This is a genomic window from Pseudomonas koreensis (assembly GCF_012986595.1).
Lineage (GTDB): Bacteria > Pseudomonadota > Gammaproteobacteria > Pseudomonadales > Pseudomonadaceae > Aquipseudomonas > Aquipseudomonas koreensis.
The window spans coordinates 923,651-944,928 of the sequence record NZ_JAAQYM010000001.1; the positions used below are offsets into that span (position 1 = coordinate 923,651).

Here is a 21,278-nt window from a genome sequence, read left to right on the forward strand (position 1 = left end):
GGTTTAAAAAAACTGAACCACTACACCACAGGCTGCGATCTTTTGATCTTGCCCCTCAGATCCACCCACCCCACTGCAACAGAAAGATCCCGACATTGGTGGTCACCGCCGCCATCAGCGTGGTCAGCACAATGATCGCCGCCGCCAGCTCATGATTGCCCTGCGCCGCCCGGGCCATGACGAAACTGGCCGCCGCTGTCGGGCTGCCGAAGTACAGAAACAGAATCCCCAGCTCCGCCCCGCGAAAGCCCCACAACCACGCGCCGAGCGTTGCCAACAGCGGCAGGCCGATCATCTTCACCAGACTCGAACTGAGCGCCATGCTGCCGCTCTTGCGCAATGCCGCCAGCGACAACGTGCCACCAATGCAGATCAGCGCCAGCGGCAAGGTGGTCTGCGCCAGATACTGCCCGGAAGTTTCCAGCCAGCCCGGCAAACCGATCTTGAACCAGGCAAACGGTGCCGCCGCAATCACGCTGATGATCAGCGGGTTGCTGAACACACTTTTGCAGATGCTCCACGGATCGGACTTGATCACCGGGCTGTACACCGCGAGCACGATAGTCGACAGCGTGTTGTAGAACAGGATCACCAGCGCCGCGAGAATCGCCCCGAGGGAAATCCCGTAGTCGCCGTACATGCTCGCCGCCAGCGCGAGGCCGATCACCCCGTTGTTGCCGCGAAACGCGCCCTGGGTGTAGATACCCCGATCTTCGCGCGGGCACTTGATGATCGCCCACCCCCAGGCCAGGGCAAAACTGGCCAGCGTGGCGAGCGCGAAATAGATCAACAGCGCCGGTTGCAGCGCCGCGTGCAAATCCGCATGCAGAATCCCGAGAAACAGCAGCGCCGGCATGCTGACGTTGAACACCAGCGACGAAGCGGTGTGGATGAAGTTGTCGTTGATCCAGTCGATGCGCTTGAGCAACACCCCGAGAAACAGCATGGCGAACACCGGCGCGGTGATGTTCAGGGTTTCGAGGAAGATTGCCAGCATGCCGGGGGAGCCTTGGGTGAGCGTCGTCAGGGGGCTAATGATAAGCCACTGAGCCCAATTGAAGATCAAAAGATCGCAGCCTGCGGCAGCTCCTACAGGGAAAAATGCATTCCAAGGTAGGAGCTGCCGCAGGCTGCGATCTTTTCAAGGCAACTCGGTCTCAGGTAATCGGCGCGGGATTGAACAGGGTGATGTCGTTGTGCAGCTTGTGCTTCTCCGCCCAGGTCTGCTGCTTGCCGCTCGCCACATCCAGATAGTAGTGAAACAACTCCCAACCCAACTGTTCGATCGTCGCGCGCCCGGTGGCAATCCGCCCGGCGTCGATGTCGATCAGGTCCGGCCAGCGTTGCGCCAGCTCGGTCCGGGTCGAGACCTTCACCACCGGCGCTATCGCCAAGCCATACGGCGTGCCACGCCCGGTGGTGAACACATGCAGGTTCATCCCCGCTGCCAGTTGCAGCGTGCCACAGACAAAATCACTGGCCGGGGTCGCGCAGAAGATCAAACCTTTGCGCTTGAAGCGCTCGCCCGGGCCGAGCACGCCGTTGATCGCGCTGCTGCCGGATTTGACGATCGAGCCCAACGACTTTTCGACAATGTTCGACAACCCGCCCTTCTTGTTGCCCGGCGTGGTGTTGGCGCTGCGGTCCGCTTCGCCCTTGGCCAGATAACGGTCGTACCAGTCCATCTCGCGCACCAGTTCCTGCGCCACGGTCTTGGTTTCGGCACGGGAGGTCAGCAGGTAGATCGCATCGCGCACTTCGGTGACTTCGGAAAACATCACCGTCGCCCCCGCGCGCAGCAGCAGATCCGAGGCATACCCCAGCGCCGGGTTGGCGGTGATCCCGGAGAACGCATCGCTGCCGCCACACTGCATGCCGAGGATCAGCTCGGAGGCCGGCACGGTTTCCCGGCGGCGCTGGTCGAGCTTTTTCAAACGTGTTTCGGCCAGCGCCATGATCTGCTCGATCATCTCGGTGAAACCGTGACTGGAATCCTGCAGGCGATACAGCCACGGCTCGCTCAAGTCGACCGACGCATCGTCCTCGTGCATCACTTGCCCGGCCTGCAATTTCTCGCAGCCGAGGCTGATCACCAGCGCTTCGCCGCCGAGGTTCGGGTTGCGCGCCAGATTGCGCACAGTGCGAATCGGGATATAGGCATCGGTGGCAGTGATCGCCACGCCGCAGCCGTAACTGTGGGTCAGCGCCACCACGTCATCGACGTTCGGGTATTTGGGCAACAGCTCATCCTTGATGCGTTTCACCGCGTGATCGAGCACGCCGGTCACGCACTGCACGGTGGTGGTAATCCCGAGGATGTTGCGTGTACCGACGGTGCCGTCGGCATTGCGGTAACCCTCGAAAGTGAAGCCCTCAAGCGGCGATTGCGCGTCCGGCACTTCGGTGGACAGCGGCAGGCTGTCCAGCGGCGGCGCGGTCGGCATGCGCAGTTGATCTTCCTTGACCCAACTGCCACGCGGGATCGGCTGCAACGCGTAGCCGATGGTCTGGCCGTAGCGGATCACCTGACCGCCCTCGGCAATGTCCTCGAGGGTGACCTTGTGGCTCTGCGGCACAAAGTCCACGGTCACCAGACCGTCCGGGAATTCGGTGCCGGCCGGCACGCCCTGGTCGTTGACCACAATCACTACGTTGTCCCGCTCGTGCAGGCGGATGTAGCGCGGCGAGTCGGAATGTTCAATCAACTGCATGACGCCGCTCCTCAGGAATGCGCTTGAGACAAGTTGCCGGTGACTTCAGAACCACCGTTGGCAGGCGGCTCTTTGAGCACCACACGTTTGATCGGGCCGACGATCACCAGATAGCTGAACACCGCCACCAGCGCATTGGCGCCGACAAACACCAGCGCCCATTTGAACGAACCGGTGGAGCTGATGATGTAGCCAATCACGATCGGTGTGGTGATCGAGGCGATATTGCCGAAGGTATTGAACAGGCCACCGCTCAAACCGGCGATCTGTTTTGGCGAAGTGTCGGAGACCACCGCCCAACCCAGCGCACCCACGCCTTTGCCGAAGAACGCCAAGGCCATGAAGCCAACCACCATCCATTCCACCTCAACATAGTTGCAGGCGACGATACTGCTTGAAACGAGCAGACCGGCAATGATCGGTGCCTTGCGGGCGAAGGTCAGCGAATGCCCTTTGCGCAGCAGGTAATCGGAAATCACCCCGCCGAGCACGCCACCAATGAAGCCGCAGATCGCTGGCAACGAGGCGATGAAACCGGCCTTGAGAATGGTCATGCCACGCTCTTGCACCAGGTACACCGGGAACCAGGTCAGGAAGAAATAGGTGATGCCGTTGATGCAGTACTGGCCCAGGTAAACGCCGAGCATCATGCGGTTGGTCAGCAACTGGCGAATGTAGTCCCACTTCGGCCCGTCCGACTTTTTGCCTTGCTGCTGATCCATGTCGACCATGCCGCCGTTGTCGGCGATGAACTGCACTTCCGCTGCGTTGGCCAGCGGATGTTGCCGCGGGCTGTGGATAACCTTGAGCCAGATCCCCGAGAAGACGATGCCGAACACGCCCATGACAATGAACACGTGTTCCCAGCCGAAGCTGTAGACGATCCAGCCCATCAGCGGCGCGAACAGCACGGTTGCGAAGTATTGCGCCGAGTTGAAGATCGCCGAAGCGGTGCCGCGTTCAGCCGTCGGGAACCACGCGGCCACGATGCGCGCGTTACCGGGAAAGGATGGCGCCTCAGCCAGCCCCACCAGAAAGCGCAGCATGAACAGCGCAACGATCGCCGTGGACATGCCGAACTCACCGACAAAGCCTTGCAGCACGGTGAACAGCGACCAGGTAAAAATGCTCAGGGCATAGACTTTTTTCGAGCCGAAACGATCGAGCAGCCAGCCACCGGGAATCTGCCCGGCGACGTAGGCCCAACCGAAGGCGGAGAAGATATAACCGAGGGTGACCGCGTCGATGCCGAGGTCTTTTTGCAGGCTGGAACCGGCGATGGCGATGGTCGCGCGGTCGGCGTAGTTGATCGTGGTCACCAGGAACAGCATGAGCAGGATCAAATAGCGGACGTGAGTCGGCTTGGACGATTGCATGTAGATGTACTCCCACTGATTATTTTTATGCGCGGGTAAATCTGTTGTGCTGCATGTATTCCCTGTAGGAGCTGCCGGAGGCTGCGATCTTTTGATCTTGATTCTCTGGCGTCTCGGACGACGCCGAAGATCAAAAGATCGCAGCCTCCGGCAGCTCCTACAGGGGTATTGCTTCAGGAACCGACGTAGGCGGTTTTCACCACCGTGTAGAACTCCTGCGCATAGCGGCCTTGCTCACGTGAGCCATAGGATGAACCCTTACGGCCACCGAACGGAACGTGGTAATCGACACCGGCGGTCGGCAGGTTGACCATCACCATCCCGGCTTGCGCATGGCGCTTGAAGTGGTTGGCGTATTTCAGCGAGGTGGTGGCGATGCCGGCCGACAGGCCGAACTCGGTGTCGTTGGCCATCGCCAGCGCCGCCTCGTAATCCGCCACGCGAACGATGTTGGCCACCGGGCCGAAGATTTCTTCACGGCTGATGCGCATCGACGCTTCGCTGTCGGCAAACAGCGTTGGCGCGAGAAAGTAGCCTTCGGTGTCGCAGGTCACCAGACCACCGCCGCTGACCACCCGCGCACCTTCGCTCTGGCCGATGTCGATGTATTTCAGGTCCTGTTCCAGCTGCGCCTGCGAGACCACCGGACCGATGTCGGTACCGGATTTCAGCGCGTGGCCGACCTTGATCGACTGCATGCGCTCGGCCATCGCCGCGACGAATTTGTCGTGAATGCCGGCGGTGACGATCAAGCGGCTCGAGGCCGTGCAACGCTGGCCGGTGGAGTAGAACGCGCTTTGCACCGACAGCTCGACCGCTTGTTTGAGGTCGGCGTCGTCGAGAATGATCTGCGGGTTTTTGCCGCCCATTTCCAGCTGCACCTTGGCTTGGCGCGACACACAGTTGACCGCGATCTGCCGGCCCACGCCGACCGAACCGGTGAAGCTGATGCCATCGACTTTCGGGCTGTTGACCAGCGCTTCGCCAACCACCCGCCCGCTGCCCATCACCAGGTTGAACACGCCAGCGGGGAAGCCTGCGCGGGAGATGATTTCCGCCAGTGCCCAGGCACAGCCCGGCACCAGGTCCGCCGGTTTCAGCACCACGCAGTTGCTGTAGGCCAGGGCCGGGGCGATCTTCCACGCAGGAATGGCAATCGGGAAATTCCACGGAGTGATCAGGCCGACCACGCCGAGGGCTTCGCGGGTGACTTCAACGTTGACGCCCGGACGCACCGACGGCACGTAGTCGCCGGACAGGCGCAGGCATTCACCGGCGAAGAATTTGAAAATGTTGCCGGCGCGGGTCACTTCGCCGATGGCTTCGGGCAGGGTCTTGCCCTCTTCCCGGGCCAGCAGGGTGCCGAGCTCTTCGCGACGGGCGAGAATTTCCGTGCCGACTTTATCCAGCGCATCGTGACGGGCCTGAATGCCCGACACCGACCACGCCGGGAACGCGGCGCGGGCCGCATCGATGGCCGCGTGCACCTGAGTCAGGTCAGCCTTGGCGTAGTCGCCGATGGTGTCGCTCAACTCGGACGGGTTGATGTTCGCCGAGTAGTCGGCACCGGCGACCCATTCACCGTTGATGTAGTTGTCGTAACGCTTGGAATCAGCCACAGAAAATTCTCCTCTCTACGCAAAAGCCGCTGATTGCTCAGCGGCCTTGTGGGTCGGTGTTATTGCGCGCCTTGCTTGTCGATCAGCGCGGCGAGCATTTCGAATTCTTCGCCGGTCAGTTCGGTCAGCGGCGCCCGCACCGGGCCTGCGTCATAGCCGGCAATCTTGGCCCCGGCCTTGACGATGCTCACGGCGTAACCGGCCTTGCGGTTGCGGATGTCGAGGTACGGCAGGAAGAAGTCGTCGATGATCTTGCCGACGGTGGCGTGATCGTCGCGGGCAATCGCGTGGTAGAAATCCATGGCGGTTTTCGGGATGAAGTTGAACACCGCCGACGAGTAGACCGGCACGCCGAGGGCCTTGTAGGCCGCAGCGTAGACTTCAGCGGTCGGCAGGCCGCCGAGGTAGCTGAAGCGATCGCCGAGGCGGCGACGGATCGACACCATCAACTCGATGTCGCCCAGGCCGTCCTTGTAGCCGATCAGGTTCGGGCAACGCTCGGCCAGACGTTCCAGCAGCGTCGCGTTCAGGCGGCAGACGTTGCGGTTGTAGACCACCACGCCGATGTTCACCGATTTGCACACCGCTTCAACGTGGGCGGCGACGCCGTCCTGGCTGGCTTCGGTCAGGTAGTGCGGCAGCAGCAACAGACCTTTGGCGCCCAGACGCTCGGCTTCCTGCGCGTACTCGATGGCCTGACGGGTCGAACCGCCGACACCGGCCAGAATCGGCACGCTGGTCGCGCAGGTGTCGACCGCGGTCTTGATGATTTCCGAATATTCGCTGGCCGCCAGGGAGAAGAACTCACCCGTGCCACCCGCCGCGAACAAAGCCGAAGCGCCGTACGGGGCCAGCCATTCCAGACGCTTGATGTAGCCGGCGCGGTTGAAATCGCCCTGGGCGTTGAAATCGGTGACCGGAAACGACAGCAGGCCGGCGGAGAGGATGGACTTCAGTTCTTGTGGATTCATTTTTCGAACACCCTGGGTAGCAACGTTTTTTGTGAGTTTTATGATTCAGCCAGCGCTGAAGTTGTAGGTCATCGTACAACTTAAAAGATAACCGTCAACTGCATTTCATCGCTGGACGGCATTTTTTGTCGGACAGGATTCTTTCTTGACGTAGGAAAATTCTCGTCTAGGCTCGATTTGACTGTATATGCATACAGTTAAATTAAACCCACCGACGACATATCAAGGAGAAAGAAATGTCCGGATTGCACCCCAAACCACAGGAAAGACCCAAGCCGGTCATCGCCCGTTTCGATGATCTGTTCACCCCAAACGGCATTCGCTTCAGCGCCGACAACCCGCATCTGGTGATGCACATCGCCGATGCCCACAGCGATGTCGAACCGGCCACCGCCCTCCCCGGCAAAGCCTTGAAAATTCGACCGCCACTGCGCTTCGAAGGCGCTGAACACACGGCCATCGGCGACAACACTCTGCTGCGCTTCGTCGAAAACGCCGAACCGATTCGTGCGCAAAACGTGCCCTTGCACCTGCCCAACGGCCTCGCCCTGACCTACGGCCAGGTAGTCGCGCTGGCCGGTGATTTCTACGGTGTCGTCGACCGACCGATCAACGAAGGCGCGACCCCGGCCGACCGCCTGAACCGCTTCAACGCCGCATTCGATTCCCTCGCCGTACTGCCGGCTTCCCGCACCGAGGCCCAGCAGATTCTGGCGATCATGCAAAAAGAGATCGACGCGGTTAAACAGGCGATCAAGGACGGCAAACAACCGCACGAAGCTTATGATGCGCTGGGAGATACGTTGTCGGAAGAGTGGAACAAAGTCACCGGCGGCGGCAGTTTCGTCTCGGCGCTGTTCCCGCTTGGGCGCTACCTGAAACTGGCGGCGAACAACGCCGACCATTTCGGCGAATGGGCAAAACTGGCCTACATTGCCGGTCACACCGCCGCCCTGCAGTCCGCCGTCGCGGCCCGCGCCAATCACGATGAGCAACAACTGGAACGGGCCTACGCGATGAACGCGTTTGCCGACCACTTCCTCACCGACCTGTTCTCCTCTGGCCATCTGCGCGTGCCGCGCAAAGAGATGGCGGCGGTGGTGACCCCAAGCGATCTCGGCTCGCTGGTGACCCGCTTCATGCACGACGAGGACAGCAAATTCGGCCTCAAGGTGCGCAACGCCCATGGCGATCAATGGCGCGCCTTCGGCGACAAGCGCTACTTCGAAGCCAGCGACGCGGACAACCGCACCCAGGTCAATCTGGCGGTGCAGGCCTCGGCGGATGAAATCTTCGCCGCCTACCTCAGCGGCAACGTGCCTGCGCCTTCGACGTTTGCTGCGCTACAACGGCTACCGGACCTGACGGCGGTGCTGAATCTTTCCAACAATTTCTCGCCGCTGTTCCGCGTCGAGGGCGGCAAGGTGCTGCGGCGCAAAGACGTGAACAACCTCAACGACACCGCCACCATCGACGACTGGTGGGGCTGGAGCACGTATCTGCTGCTCAAGGACTACCACCCGACGGGCAACGTCAATTAAGGAGAACGACCATGACGATCACATTGAAACTGGAACTGGCGTCGGGGCAGTCGCTTAAAGGCGCGCCGTTGGAGTTGCTGGCGGACGGCAAGCCGATTGCGCGGGGGGTTGTGGATAAGCAAGGGTTGGTCGCGTTTGCCGTGACGCCGGGGACAGCGCAATTGGCGGTGCGGGTGGACCGGTCGATATTGCCGCGCTGAACTCACCGGCCTCATCGTTGGCAAGCCAACTCCCACAGTGACTTATGGTGTACACGACATCCGCTTCAACACATGAGCCTGTGGGAGCTGGCTTGCCAGCGATAGCGGTGTATCAGGCGCGAACAGACCGCCAGACACTCACCCCCGCTGCGCCTGCGCCTCTTCATGCGCCTGACGCAACCGCTCGCGGCTGTTGGTCAAGTGCAGGCGCATCGCCGCACGCGCCGCATCGGAATCCTGACGGGCAATCGCCTCGTAGATTTCTTCGTGCTCGCGGCTCAGGCGGTTCATGTAGTGCTGCTGGTCATCATGCGCCAGCCGCGCCGAATTCAGCCGCGTACGCGGAATGATGCTGGTGCCTAGGTGGGTCATGATGTCCGTGAAGTAGCGGTTGCCGGTGGACAGGGCGATTTCCAAATGGAAGGCAAAGTCCGAGGCCACCGCATCACTGGCGTGGGACACGCTGTCGTTCAGTGCATCGAGGGCGGCGCGCATGGTTGCCAGTTGCTCGGGGCTGCGGCGTTGTGCGGCAAGGCCGGCGGACTCCACTTCGAGGCTGATGCGCAATTCGAGAATGGCCAGCACGTCACGCAGGGTGACGACCGTGGCCGGGTCGATGCGGAAACCGCTGGGGCTCGGCGTGTCGAGCACGAAGGTGCCGATGCCGTGGCGGGTTTCCACTTGCCCTGCGGCCTGCAACCGGGAAATCGCCTCGCGCACCACGGTGCGGCTGACGCCATGCGCCTGCATGATCGCCGACTCGGTGGGCAACTTGTCGCCACGCTTGAGCAGACCGTCGCGGATCTGCTCGGTCAGCACCGTCACCAGCTCCTGGGCCAGGCTGCGGCGCTTGCGCGGGAGGCGTGGGGTGTCGATCGGGTTTTCCATGGTGTGCATCTTGTCTCGAAAATTCGGCTTGGTTCGCATCATAGCGCAGGCGGGTTGTACGATCACTGTCGAGTCAAAACACCGTCCTTGTAGGAGCTGCCGCAGGCTGCGATCTTTTGATCTTGAAAAACAACATCAAAAGATCGCAGCCTGCGGCAGCTCCTACCGGGGAGTGTGTGTGTCAGGCGGTTACGGTTTGCTCAACCAAATGGCCGCTGTCGATCCGCACATGGCGTGGATGGAAGCGTTTCAGGCTGCTGCGATGGCCGACGCTGACAATGCTCAGCCCCGGCAGTTGATCGATCAGCGCCTGATACAGCGTCGCCTCATCTTCTTCGTCCATCGCCGATGTCGCTTCGTCCATGTATAGCCATTGCGGTGCATAGAGCAGCGCGCGGGCGAAGGCCAGTCGTTGCTGCTCGCCCGGCGACAGCATGCGCTGCCAGTGGTTGGCTTCATCCAGACGCGCGACCAGATGCGGCAGACGGCAGGTCTCCAGCACCTCGACGTAGCGCTGCGGCGCATACGTGTCACCCGGTTGTGGATAACTCAGCGCGTCTCGCAGCGTGCCGATGGGCAGATACGGTTTCTGCGGCAGGAACAGATAGCGCGCCGCCGGCAAGCGGATATTGCCGTGGCCCGCCGGCCACAAGTGCCCCATCGCCCGCAGCAACGTGGACTTGCCGCTGCCGGAACGACCGCTGAGCATTACCCGCTCGCCCGGCTCAACCGTCATGTCGGCATGGGTCAGCAGATGACGACCGTCGGCCAGGTCCAGACCGAGGTTGTACACTTTCAACTCGCTGCCCTGATTCTGCACATCGATGGCCGGCGCGCGGTCTTCGTTGTCAGTCATGGCCTGACGGAAACTCAGCAGACGATCACAGGTGGCGCGCCAGGACGCGAGGCTCTGGTAGGCGTTGATGAACCAGCTGAAGCTCTCTTGCACGTTGCCGAATGCCGAGCTGATCTGCATCAGCTCGCCCAGTTCGATCTTGCCGGCGAGGTAACGCGGGGACGCGACGATGAACGGGAAGATAATGGCCGCCTGGCTGTAACCGGCGGTGAAAAACGTCAGGCGCTTGGACACTTTCATGATGTCCCAGAAGTTATGCCAGACCATGCCGAAACGGTTGCTCAAGCGACGGTTCTCATTCGGCTCGCCGTTGTACAACGCGATACTCTCGGCATTCTCGCGAATCCGCACCATGGAAAAACGCAAGTCCGCTTCAAAGCGTTGTTGTTGGTTGTTCAGGCCGATCAAGCGACGACCGATCAAATGCGTCAGCCAGCTACCCACCACGGCGTACACCAGCACGCACCAGAACATGTAGCCGGGAATGGTGATGCCATAAACTTCGATGCTGCCCGATACGCCCCACAAAATGATCGAGAACGACACCAGACTGACGATATTGCGCAACAGCCCGATACCCAGCTCCAGGGTGTTGGAGGTGAAGTTGTTGAGGTCTTCGGAAATCCGCTGGTCCGGGTTATCGGTGTAACCGCCCTGCTCCAGCTGGTAGTAATTCTTGTCAGCGAGCCAGCGTGAGAAATGCTTTTCGGTCAGCCACGCCCGCCAGCGGATCGTCAGCATCTGTGTCAGATATTGTCTGTAGACGGCACCGACAATTGCCACGGCGGCGATTGCACAGAAGTACAGAATCAGATTCCAGAACGCCGCTTCATCCTTCTTTTGCAACGCGTTGTAAAAATCCTTGTACCAGGTGTTGAACCACACCGAGATGCCCACGCTGACCAGCGAAAGTGCGATCACGGCAATCAGCAGGGTCCAGGCCTTGACCTTCTCCTCACTGCGCCAATAAGGCGTGATCATCGCCCACACTTTGCGAAAAAACTGCCCGCGCACAGCATCGTTGACCGCGGAATATTCAGCGTTCTGATTCATGGAAAAGGCTCGATAAAGAAAAGAACAGACACGCACCGATCATAGTTGATCGGTGCGCGTTATCGCGAGAGCTGGCGATGGCCGTTCAGCGCAGGTTCAGCGACGAACCGGGCGCTTCTGCAGTTTGCGCTGCAAGGTGCGGCGGTGCATGCCCAGGGCGCGGGCAGTGGCGGAGATGTTGCCTTCGTGCTCGGTCAGCACACGTTGGATGTGCTCCCACTGCAGACGGTCAACCGACATCGGGTTTTCCGGCACCAGGCTGTCGAGGTCGGCGTGCTCGGAGAGCAGCGCGGCCAGCACGTCGTCGGCGTCGGCCGGTTTGCACAGGTAGTTGCAGGCGCCGCGCTTGATCGCTTCGACCGCGGTGGCAATGCTCGAATAACCGGTGAGGATCACCACGCGCATTTCCGGGTCCAGCTCCAGCAGCTTGGGCAGCAGCACCAGGCCGGAGTCGCCGTCCATTTTCAGGTCCAGCGCGGCGTAGTCCGGCAGGTCGGCCTGGGCGATGGTCAGGCCTTCTTCGGCGGAACCGGCGGTGCTGACGCGAAAGCCACGGCGGGCCATGGCACGGGCCATCACTCGGGTGAAGGTCGCGTCGTCGTCGACCAGCAGCAGATGCGGCAGTTCTTCGCCTTCGACTTGGATTTCGTCACTCATGTTGGTCTCCTCGGGCGCCGTGGGGCAGGCGCAGCTCGGTGAGCGTGCCGCCTTCCTCATGACTATAGAGTTTCACTGAGCCGCCGGCGCGTGTCACGCTGGCCTTGCTCAAAAACAGGCCCAGGCCGAAACCTTTGCCCTTGGTGGTAAAAAACGGTTTGCCGATCTGCTCGGCGATGGCCAGCGGCACACCGGCGCCGTGGTCACGAATGCTGATGGTCACGGTTTCCGCGTCCCAGTCCAGCGTCACCTGGAGATTTTCCGGGCAGGCGTCGGCGGCATTGTTCAGCAGATTGAGCAGCGCCTGGGTCAGATCCGGCGGCGGCGCCATGCGCGGCACGCTGCCCTGGCCCAGACGCTGGAAGCGATAACTGGCTTCCGGACGCATCAGGTGCCAGCGGTTCAATGCTTCGTCGAGCCATTGGGTGACGTCCTGCATCTCCACCGCCATACGGCGGTTGGCCTCGGCGGCGCGCACCAACTGTTGCAGGGTCTCTTTGCACAGCTTGACCTGATCCTGCAGCACCTTGAGGTCGTCCTGCAACATCGCGTCGGGGTGATCCTGCTGCATCTCCTTGAGCAACACGCTCATGGTCGCCAGCGGTGTGCCCAGCTCATGCGCCGCGCCAGCCGCCTGGGTCGCGACCGCAAGCAACTGCTGATCGCGCAGGCCTTCTTCGCGGCGGATCGCCCGTAACTCTTCCTGACGGCGCAGCTCCTCGGCCATGCGCGCAGCGAAGAAAGTGATGACCGCAGCGGCCAGCGCGAAGCTCAGCCACATGCCGTAGATCTGCAGGTTCTCGCGGGCCACCGGCAGGGTTTCCAGCGGGTAGAAACGCGTCAGCATCACGGTGTACAGCGCCAGCGCGATGCCCGACAGAATCACCGAATAGCGCCACGGCAGCGTCACCGCGGCGATGGTCAACGGCACCAGATAGTAGGAAACGAACGGGTTGGTCGAACCGCCGGAGAAATACAGCAGCGCACTGTGGATCACCAGATCACAGGCCAGTTGCAGGGCGTATTCAAGTTCAGTCACCGGCCACGACGTGCGCAGACGCACGGCAGTGAACACGCACAGCAGAATCGAACAGCCGAGGGTCATCGCCAGTTGCACCCACGGCAACGGCAACAATTGCAGCCAGTAGGCCAGGCCAACGGAACCGGCCTGCGCGGCGAGCACCAGGGTGCGGATGAAAGTCAGCCGCCAGAGGTTCTGGCGAGTGGCGGAAGTCAATTGTACGGGGGCGAGCATGAGCTCTCCTGATGAGCGCTCCAGGCGGATCGCACGGAGTATAACCAAGCCGCGGCCTTGAGAGGCGAAAGTGCGGCAAACGACCACATGGCGCTGGCGGTAAATTCATCTACTCCCGCGACTTTTCGAGATCAATGTGGTGAGGGGATTTATCCCCGATGGGTGGCGAAGCCGCCCCAAAACCTGCAATCCGCTTTTCACAGGCAGACCGCATCCGCTGAATTGCGACTGCTTCGCAGCCGATCGGGGATAAATCCCCTCGCCACAAAAACACTCCCTGGCTAATCCGGCGCATCTGTATAGAAGTTGTAACTGGGCGAACCAGGCCGCAGAAGCTAGAGTCTGATGGTTTCACGCAGGGACGAACCAACACCTGCGCACACTTCAAGGAGCCTCCATGCACACCTTTCGCCGCAGCGCCGCCCTTCTCGCCCTGACCGTCGGCAGTGTCGCCAGCCTACCGGCGCTGTCCGCCGATGAGCTGCACTACAACCAGATTTCCCTGCGCGCCGAAGTCAGCCAGGAAGTGGCCCGCGACCTGATGATCGTGACGCTCTACACCGAAGCGCAAAACACCGACCCGGCCAAACTCGCCGCCGACGTCAGCACCACCATGAACAAGGCACTGGCCCAGGCCAAGCAAGTCAAAGACATCACCCTGCGCCAGGGCAGCCGCAACAGCTACCCGATCTACGACACCAAAGGCCAGAAAATCACCGGCTGGCGCGAACGCGCCGAACTGCGTCTGGAAAGCGCCGACTTCGCCGCCCTGTCCAAACTCACCGGCGAACTGCTGACCGACCTGAAAATGGGCGGCATGGACTTCGCCATCGCCGAGCCGACTCGCAAGGCCAGCGAAGACCAACTGCTCAAAGAAGCCGTCAGCGCCTTCAAGGCCCGCGCCCAACTGGCCACCGATGCACTGGGCGGCAAGGGCTACAAAATCGTCAACCTGAACCTCAACAGCAACGGTTATCCACAACCGTACATGCGCGCCCCCATGATGATGAAAGCCGCCGGCATGGCGGATTCTGCACCGGTCACGCCGGAAGTCGAAGCCGGCACCAGCCAGGTCAGCCTGACCGCCGACGGCTCGATTGAAGTACTGATGCAGTGAATTGATGTGCGCTGAATGAAAAACCGGCGATCCGTGAATGATCGCCGGTTTTTTTGTGCCCGGGATTTGTAGTGAATGATCTGACGCCTTCGCGAGCAGGCTCGCTCCCACAGTTTGAAATGCATTCTCCCTGTGGGAGCGAGCCTGCTCGCGAAGAACGATAACGCGGTCTCAGGTCTGCGGATCAACCCGATCCAGCGCACGGTTCACCGCCAGTTCAGCCAGCATGATGATCTGCTGTATCGCCAGCGCCGTATTGCGCTGCGGGCGACTGAGCTGATCGGCGAAATCACTGGCCATGGTGTTGGCCGACGCCAAGGACTCACAGGCGTGGGCCAGCAGGCTCTCGGTGTCGATGCCCGGATGGACAAGGAACATCGAACTGGGTGGACGTGGTTTTGTGGCTTCGGGGCTTAAGTAGAAGTCGAGGGCGCGTTTGATCGCTTCGCGGTTTTTCGCGAGGTCTTCGGCGTGGAGGGCTTCGGCGAGTGGGGTTGTGGTGTCGAGGGGTGGATCGGGGACTGGCTTGGACATGCATTTCACCTATGACTTGGGGTCACCTCAAGCCGTTTCTCACACGACGAAGAGGTGGCAGCTGTGTGCGGGGTGAGAAAACCGGTCATAGGCACCCGGCCAGACATAAAGTCTGCCCGCACAGAGCCGCCATAACGCATTTGCATGCAGCGGATTGGCTGGCGGCAATTATGCGGGTATGGGCACTGAATGACTATGAACTGCCGGGTTCTCACGCCCGGTCGCTGAGTTTTCAGCGACAGCTCAAGGCTAGAGAGCCGGCGTCCGACGGACAACCTGAAAACCTTGTGGGAAGGTTCTGGTTATCCCACACACTTTTAAACACAACCACACTCGCTGTAGGAGCTGCCGAAGGCTGCGATCTTTTGACTTTGGCTTTCACAACTCAAAAGCAAGATCAAAAGATCGCAGCCTTCGGCAGCTCCTACAGGGGGATTGGGCTTATTCAGTTAAAAACAGGTCGGCTGTCAGGCCGCCATCGCCAGCAGGCTGCCCCGAACGCGGCACAGCCGCCCCACTCAACAGGATGAGCGTTAGCTCGGCTGCAGCTCTTGATCTTGATCCACGGGCGACGTCGGAAGGCTGAGTGGAGGGATTGATCCGGGCGTGGGAGCGTAGCGACCGTTTGGCGAAGCCAAACACAGCGAGAGGAGGTGCAGCGAAGCAAACCGTAGACGCTGCGCCCGGATCGATCCCGGAGCGAAGGAACCCCGAGCCCCAGCGAGCGGGCCGCACGCAGGAGCAAGCGTTTTTGGTTACTTTTGGGGCGTTTGCCAAAAGTGACCCGCCGTAAGGGCGGAACCCCAAGCCGCCGTTACCGCAGCAACGGATATGTACACACAGCCCAGATATACCGAGATAGACACCCCAACAAGAAAAACGATATTTCCGAACACCCCCAAATCCCCGCTAACCTCAACAAACAACCACCTCCAAAATCCCGGGGACTCCATGCCAAGATCCACCCTCAAACCGCTCCTGATCTCCCTGGCCCTGGCCGCAACCACCCCCATAGCCAACGCAGCCACCACCCTGGTCTACTGCTCGGAAGCCAGCCCCGCCGGCTTCGACCCCAGCCAATACACCAGCGGCACCGACTTCGACGCCTCCGCCGAAACCGTCTTCAACCGCCTCACCCAATTCCAGCGCGGCGGCACCGACATCGAACCCGGCCTGGCGACCAAATGGGACGTCTCCAGCGACGGCCTGCAATACACCTTCCACCTGCGCCAAAACGTAAAATTCCACACAACGGAATATTTCACCCCGACCCGCGACTTCAACGCCGACGACGTGCTGTTCACCTTCCACCGCCTGCTCGACCCGGACAACGCCTTCCGCAAGGCCTACCCCGCCGAGTCCCCGTACTTCACCGACATGGGCCTGAACACCACCATCAAATCGGTAGAAAAACTCGACGACCACACCGTGCGCTTCAACCTGAACAACGTCGACGCCGCCTTCGTGCAAAACCTCGCCATGAGCTTCGCCTCGGTGCAATCGGCCGAATACGCCGCCCAGCTGTTGAATGAAGGCAAAGCCGCCGACCTCAACCAGAAACCGGTGGGCACCGGTCCGTTCGTGTTCAAGCGCTACCAGAAGGACTCACAAATCCGCTACGCCGCGAACAAGGCCTACTGGAAACCCGAAGACGTGAAGATCGACAACCTGATCTTCTCGATCACCCCCGACGCCGCCGTGCGCCTGCAGAAACTCAAGGCCGGCGAATGCCAGGTCAGCGGCTACCCGCGCCCGGCCGACATCGAGGTCATGGAAAAAGACCCGAACCTGCGCGTGCTCAAGCAGGCCGGTTTCAACCTCGGGTTCCTTGCCTACAACACCACTCACCCGCCGCTGGATCAGCTCAAGGTCCGCCAAGCGCTGGACATGGCCATCGACAAACCGGCGATCATCAAAGCCGTCTACCAGAGTGCTGGCCAGTTGGCGCAAAACGCCCTGCCACCCGCGCAATGGTCATATGACCCGAACATCAAGGACGCGCCCTACGACCCGGTAAAAGCCAAGGCGCTACTCAAGGAAGCCGGGGTTGCACCGGGTACCACCATCAACTTGTGGGCGATGACCGTGCAGCGCGCCTCCAACCCGAACGCGCGGATGTCGGCGCAGATGATCCAGCAGGATTGGGACAAGATCGGGATCAAGGCCAACATCGTCAGCTACGAATGGGGCGAGTACATCAAGCGCGCGAAAAATGGCGAACACGACGCGATGATCTATGGTTGGACAGGTGACAACGGCGACCCGGACAACTGGCTCGGCGTGCTCTACAGCTGCGCGGCGGTCAAGGGCAGCAACTACGCCAAGTGGTGCGACCCGGCCTACGACAAACTGGTGCAACAGGCCAAGGTGACCACCGACAAGGCGCAACGGGTAAAACTGTATCAACAGGCGCAACTGATCCTTAAACAGCAGGTGCCGATCACCCCGATCGCCAACTCCACGGTGTTCCAGCCGCTGCGCAAGGAAGTGACCGACTTCAAGATCAGCCCGTTTGGCCTTACACCCTTCTACGGCGTGGGTATAAATAAGTAACACCAAGCCCCAAGGCGGCGCGCACAACGTGACCAGCGCACCGTTTTGGGGCTTCGTTTGCACCGTAAAAAACACCCGCAAACGGTCAAATGCGTCAACTCTTACACAAATGCGACATTAAGGTACGTTCGTGCCACGCTTTGAGGCCGGCAGCCGCTCTGGATCTTGCATTGGGTATGGCCCCTGCATAAGTATCCGCAGGCACGACTCACGAGGTCGTACCTCAATATTAAAAAATGACAACAAATCATGAGGCCAACATGCTTAAACACGCGGTCATTCCGTTTTTAGTCGGCGCAGGCTTGTTAGCCTCCGCACCTTTCGCATCCGCTGCGACTAACCTGGTGTTCTGCTCCGAAGGGAGCCCGGCCGGTTTTGATCCAGGCCAGTACACCACCGGAACCGACTTCGACGCCTCAGCCGAAACCATGTTCAACCGTCTGAGCCAGTTCGAGCGTGGCGGCACCGCCGTTATCCCGGGCCTCGCCACCAGCTGGGACATTTCCCCGGATGGCCTGACCTACACCTTCCACCTGCGTGAAGGCGTGAAGTTCCACACCACCCCGTATTTCAAGCCGACGCGTAACTTCAACGCCGACGACGTGCTGTTCACCTTTAATCGCATGATTAACAAGGATGACCCGTTCCGTAAGGCGTACCCGACCGAATTCCCGTACTTCACCGACATGGGGATGGACACCAACATCACCAAGATCGATAAAGTCGACGACAACACCGTCAAGTTCACGCTGAAAGAAGTCGACGCCGCGTTCATCCAGAACATGGCCATGAGCTTCGCCTCGATCCAGTCCGCCGAGTACGCTGCCCAGCTGCTCAAGGAAGGCAAGGCTGCCGACATCAACCAGAAGCCGATCGGCACCGGCCCGTTCGTGTTCAAGAGCTACCAGAAAGACTCGAACATCCGTTACACCGGCAACAAGGACTACTGGAAGCCTGAAGACGTGAAGATCGACAACCTGATCTTCGCTATCACCACCGACCCGTCGGTGCGCATCCAGAAGCTGAAAAAGAACGAGTGCCAGGTCACCCTGTTCCCGCGTCCGGCAGATCTCGCGGCGCTGAAAGCCGACAAGACCCTGAAGATGCCTGACCAGGCCGGTTTCAACCTGGGCTACATCGCCTACAACGTGATGGACAAGGTCAAGGGCAGCAACGAGCCGAACCCGTTGGCCGACCTGCGTGTGCGTCAGGCGCTGGACATGGCGGTAAACAAGCCGCAGATCATCGATTCGGTTTACCAGGGCGCCGGCCAGTTGGCCGTGAACGCCATGCCGCCGACCCAGTGGTCCTACGACACCACCATCAAGGATGCCAAGTACGATCCTGAAAAAGCCAAGCAACTGCTCAAGGAAGCTGGCGTCAAGGAAGGTACCGAGATCGTTCTGTGGGCAATGCCGGTGCAGCGTCCATACAACCCAAACGCCAAACTGATGGCTGAAATGCTCCAGTCCGACTGGGCCAAGATCGGCTTGAAAGTGAAGATCACCAGCTACGAGTGGGGCGAGTACATCAAGCGCTCCAAAGGCGGCGAGAACCAGGCCATGCTGATTGGCTGGAGCGGTGACAATGGTGATCCGGACAACTGGCTGAACGTGCTGTTCGGCTGCGACTCGCTCAGCGGCAACAACTTCTCCAAGTGGTGCGACAAGAAGTACGACGGTCTCGTCAAGGATGCCAAACGCACCACCGACCAGGCCAAGCGCACCGAACTGTACAAACAGGCGCAACACGTCCTTAAAGATGCTGTTCCATACACACCTATCGCTCACTCGACGGTGTTCCAACCCATGCGCGCCAACGTGCAGGATTTCAAGATCAGCCCATTCGGCTTGAATTCCTTCTACGGCGTCAGCGTCAGCAATTAAGCCATTGCAACGGCGGCGTTCATGACGTCGCCGTTGCTTTCGCTGCCGGGAAGTCAGGAATTTGCCTACAGCCAATTCCGCTGCGGATGACTGCAGCGGCGAAGGACGCGTCGACTTTTCCTACGAGTTTTCAGGCAATTACGCATTTACTGCCAGACCCACGGCCCCTACCGTCGGGTTCTGACCAGTTTCTGCGTGGGCCACCGGCTTGCTGTACGTACTGGATTGAGCTCAATGCAACCTCAACTTCCCTGGACGGGATCGCGGTGCATTGAACAACACTACAAAAAGAGGGAGCGTCATGCGCCATACCTTGGTTTTTTCCGCATTGCTGGGCGCCGGCCTGTTGGCCGCCACGTCCGCCAGTTACGCCGCCAGCAACAGCCTGGTGTTCTGCTCCGAAGGCAGCCCGGCCGGTTTCGATACGGCGCAGTACACGACGGCGACCGATAACGACGCCGCCGAGCCGCTGTATAACCGTCTGGTCGAGTTTGAAAAAGGCGCGACCAATGTCGTACCGGGGCTGGCAACCAAGTGGGATATTTCCGAGGGTGGTCTCAAGTACACCTTTCACCTGCGTGAAGGTGTGAAATTTCATACAACGCCGTACTTCAAACCGACGCGCGACTTCAACGCCGACGACGTGCTGTTCACGTTTAACCGCATGCTCGATCCGCAACAGCCCTTCCGTAAGGCTTATCCGACCGAGTTCCCGTATTTCAACGGGATGAGCCTGAACAAGAACATCGCCAAGGTCGAAAAGACCGGGCCGCTGACCGTGGAGTTCACGCTCAACAGCGTCGACGCCGCGTTCATCCAGAACATCGCCATGAGCTTCGCCGCCATCCTGTCCGCCGAATACGCCGACAAGCTCCTGGCCGCGGGCAAACCGAGCGACATCAACCAGAAGCCGGTCGGTACCGGGCCGTTCGTGTTCAAGAGCTATCAGAAAGACTCGAACATCCGTTACACCGGCAACGAGCATTACTGGGACCCGAGCCGGGTCAAACTGAAGAACCTGATCTTCGCGATCAACACCGACGCTTCGGTGCGCGTGCAGAAGCTCAAGGCCGGCGAATGCCAGATCACCCTGCATCCGCGCCCTGCCGATGTCGAAGCGCTGAAGGCCGACCCGAAACTGCAGCTGATTTCCAAGCCGGGCTTCAACCTCGGTTACATCGCCTACAACGTGCGTCACAAGCCCTTCGACCAGCTCGAAGTACGGCAGGCGCTGGACATGGCGGTGAATAAACAAGGGATTCTCAACGCCGTTTATCAAGGCGCCGGGCAACTGGCCGTCAACGGCATGCCGCCGACCCAGTGGTCCTACGACGAGACGATCAAGGACGCCGCCTACAACCCGGAAAAAGCCAAAGAGCTGCTCAAGGCTGCCGGCGTCAAAGAAGGCACCGAGATCACCCTGTGGGCGATGCCGGTGCAGCGTCCGTACAACCCGAACGCCAAGCTGATGGCCGAAATGCTCCAGGCGGACTGGGCAAAAATCGGTCTGAAAGTGAAGATCGTCAGCTACGAATGGGGCGAGTACATCAAGCGCACCAAAAATGGCGAGCACGACATCAGTCTGATCGGCTGGACCGGCGACAACGGGGACCCGGACAACTGGCTGGGCACCCTGTACAGCTGCGACGCGATTGGCGGCAACAACTACTCCATGTGGTGCGATCCGGCTTACGACAAGCTGATCAAAGAGGCCAAGGTCGTCACCGACCGCGACCAGCGCACCACGCTCTACAAACAGGCGCAGCAGTTGCTCAAGCAGCAAGTGCCGATCACGCCTGTCGCCCACTCGACGGTCAACCAGCCGCTAAGCGCCAGGGTTGAAGGCTTCAAGGTCAGCCCCTTCGGTCGCAACGTATTTTCGGGCGTCAGTATCGATTAACCCAACCGATTAGCCGCAATGCTGAGGGGGGCCGTCTATCCCCCTCACGCAAGCGCTTTGCCGAAATTCGCCAATCAGGCCTTTTGCAAACGTTTGCGATGTGTGAATGAGTTCTAAACCAATAACCGGCCCACCCAAAAAAGCCGGCATAAAAAGAAAGT

General features: G+C 60.3%; 16 protein-coding genes. 6 read left to right on the forward strand and 10 right to left on the reverse strand.

The genetic code is table 11. The features are described from left to right. Positions 1-55: 55 nt before the first annotated feature. The 5 genes from HBN98_RS04430 to kdgD form a co-directional block, all read right to left on the reverse strand. Positions 56-997 (reverse strand): AEC family transporter, encoded by a 942-nt coding sequence (locus HBN98_RS04430; RefSeq protein ID WP_083367017.1) that lies wholly within the window; start codon positions 995-997, stop codon positions 56-58. Positions 998-1,157: 160 nt separating this feature from the next. Beyond that, positions 1,158-2,711: a galactarate dehydratase gene (gene garD, locus HBN98_RS04435; RefSeq protein WP_083367018.1), complete on the reverse strand. Its 1,554-nt coding sequence runs from the start codon at positions 2,709-2,711 to the stop codon at positions 1,158-1,160. A gap of 11 nt (positions 2,712-2,722) precedes the next feature. Next, on the reverse strand, positions 2,723-4,087 hold the full coding sequence (locus tag HBN98_RS04440) for an MFS transporter (protein ID WP_083367019.1): 1,365 nt from the start codon (positions 4,085-4,087) through the stop codon (positions 2,723-2,725). Positions 4,088-4,260: 173 nt separating this feature from the next. After that, the gene (locus tag HBN98_RS04445) at positions 4,261-5,706 is read right to left on the reverse strand and encodes an aldehyde dehydrogenase family protein (protein WP_083367020.1); all 1,446 of its coding nucleotides are present in this window, start codon (positions 5,704-5,706) and stop codon (positions 4,261-4,263) included. A 59-nt stretch (positions 5,707-5,765) separates the two neighbouring features. Then, positions 5,766-6,677: a 5-dehydro-4-deoxyglucarate dehydratase gene (gene kdgD / locus HBN98_RS04450; RefSeq protein ID WP_083367021.1), complete on the reverse strand. Its 912-nt coding sequence runs from the start codon at positions 6,675-6,677 to the stop codon at positions 5,766-5,768. Positions 6,678-6,913: 236 nt separating this feature from the next. Here kdgD and HBN98_RS04455 point away from each other — a divergent pair, with 236 nt between their 5' ends. Both HBN98_RS04455 and HBN98_RS04460 read left to right on the forward strand, forming a co-directional pair. After that, positions 6,914-8,218 (forward strand): phospholipase, encoded by a 1,305-nt coding sequence (locus HBN98_RS04455; protein WP_083367022.1) that lies wholly within the window; start codon positions 6,914-6,916, stop codon positions 8,216-8,218. Positions 8,219-8,229: 11 nt separating this feature from the next. After that, entirely contained in the window at positions 8,230-8,418 is a 189-nt protein-coding gene (locus HBN98_RS04460; RefSeq protein ID WP_083367023.1) for a hypothetical protein, read from the forward strand. 138 nt (positions 8,419-8,556) lie between these two features. Here the strand turns inward: HBN98_RS04460 and HBN98_RS04465 are convergent, their stop codons facing one another. The 4 genes from HBN98_RS04465 to HBN98_RS04480 all read right to left on the reverse strand — a co-directional run bounded on the left by HBN98_RS04465 (position 8,557) and on the right by HBN98_RS04480 (position 13,127). Further along, on the reverse strand, positions 8,557-9,306 hold the full coding sequence (locus tag HBN98_RS04465) for a FadR/GntR family transcriptional regulator (RefSeq protein WP_175581925.1): 750 nt from the start codon (positions 9,304-9,306) through the stop codon (positions 8,557-8,559). Between the two features lie 181 nt (positions 9,307-9,487). Continuing rightward, positions 9,488-11,215 carry an ABC transporter ATP-binding protein/permease gene (locus tag HBN98_RS04470; protein ID WP_083367025.1) on the reverse strand — a complete coding sequence of 576 codons (1,728 nt, stop codon included), beginning with the start codon at positions 11,213-11,215 and terminating at the stop codon, positions 9,488-9,490. A gap of 96 nt (positions 11,216-11,311) precedes the next feature. After that, entirely contained in the window at positions 11,312-11,872 is a 561-nt protein-coding gene (locus tag HBN98_RS04475; protein ID WP_003221630.1) for a response regulator transcription factor, read from the reverse strand. Further along, the gene (locus HBN98_RS04480; protein ID WP_003221626.1) at positions 11,865-13,127 is read right to left on the reverse strand and encodes an ATP-binding protein; all 1,263 of its coding nucleotides are present in this window, start codon (positions 13,125-13,127) and stop codon (positions 11,865-11,867) included. The genes HBN98_RS04475 and HBN98_RS04480 overlap by 8 nt, the downstream gene beginning before the upstream one ends. Positions 13,128-13,524: 397 nt before the next feature. Between HBN98_RS04480 and HBN98_RS04485 the strand changes: the two genes are divergently transcribed. Beyond that, complete coding sequence (locus HBN98_RS04485; protein ID WP_083367026.1) at positions 13,525-14,244, forward strand: SIMPL domain-containing protein; 720 nt, start codon at positions 13,525-13,527, stop codon at positions 14,242-14,244. 171 nt (positions 14,245-14,415) lie between these two features. Here HBN98_RS04485 and HBN98_RS04490 read toward each other — a convergent pair whose 3' ends face one another. Then, the gene (locus HBN98_RS04490; protein WP_083367027.1) at positions 14,416-14,778 is read right to left on the reverse strand and encodes a DUF6124 family protein; all 363 of its coding nucleotides are present in this window, start codon (positions 14,776-14,778) and stop codon (positions 14,416-14,418) included. Between the two features lie 951 nt (positions 14,779-15,729). Between HBN98_RS04490 and HBN98_RS04495 the strand changes: the two genes are divergently transcribed. From HBN98_RS04495 to HBN98_RS04505, 3 genes are all read left to right on the forward strand, one after another. Further along, positions 15,730-17,331 (forward strand): ABC transporter substrate-binding protein, encoded by a 1,602-nt coding sequence (locus HBN98_RS04495; protein ID WP_083367028.1) that lies wholly within the window; start codon positions 15,730-15,732, stop codon positions 17,329-17,331. Between the two features lie 260 nt (positions 17,332-17,591). Next, a complete protein-coding gene (locus HBN98_RS04500; RefSeq protein ID WP_064585951.1) occupies positions 17,592-19,217 on the forward strand; it encodes an ABC transporter substrate-binding protein in 1,626 nt (541 codons plus the stop codon). A 301-nt stretch (positions 19,218-19,518) separates the two neighbouring features. Then, positions 19,519-21,117 carry an ABC transporter substrate-binding protein gene (locus HBN98_RS04505; protein WP_083367029.1) on the forward strand — a complete coding sequence of 533 codons (1,599 nt, stop codon included), beginning with the start codon at positions 19,519-19,521 and terminating at the stop codon, positions 21,115-21,117. The last annotated feature ends 161 nt before the right edge of the window (positions 21,118-21,278 follow it).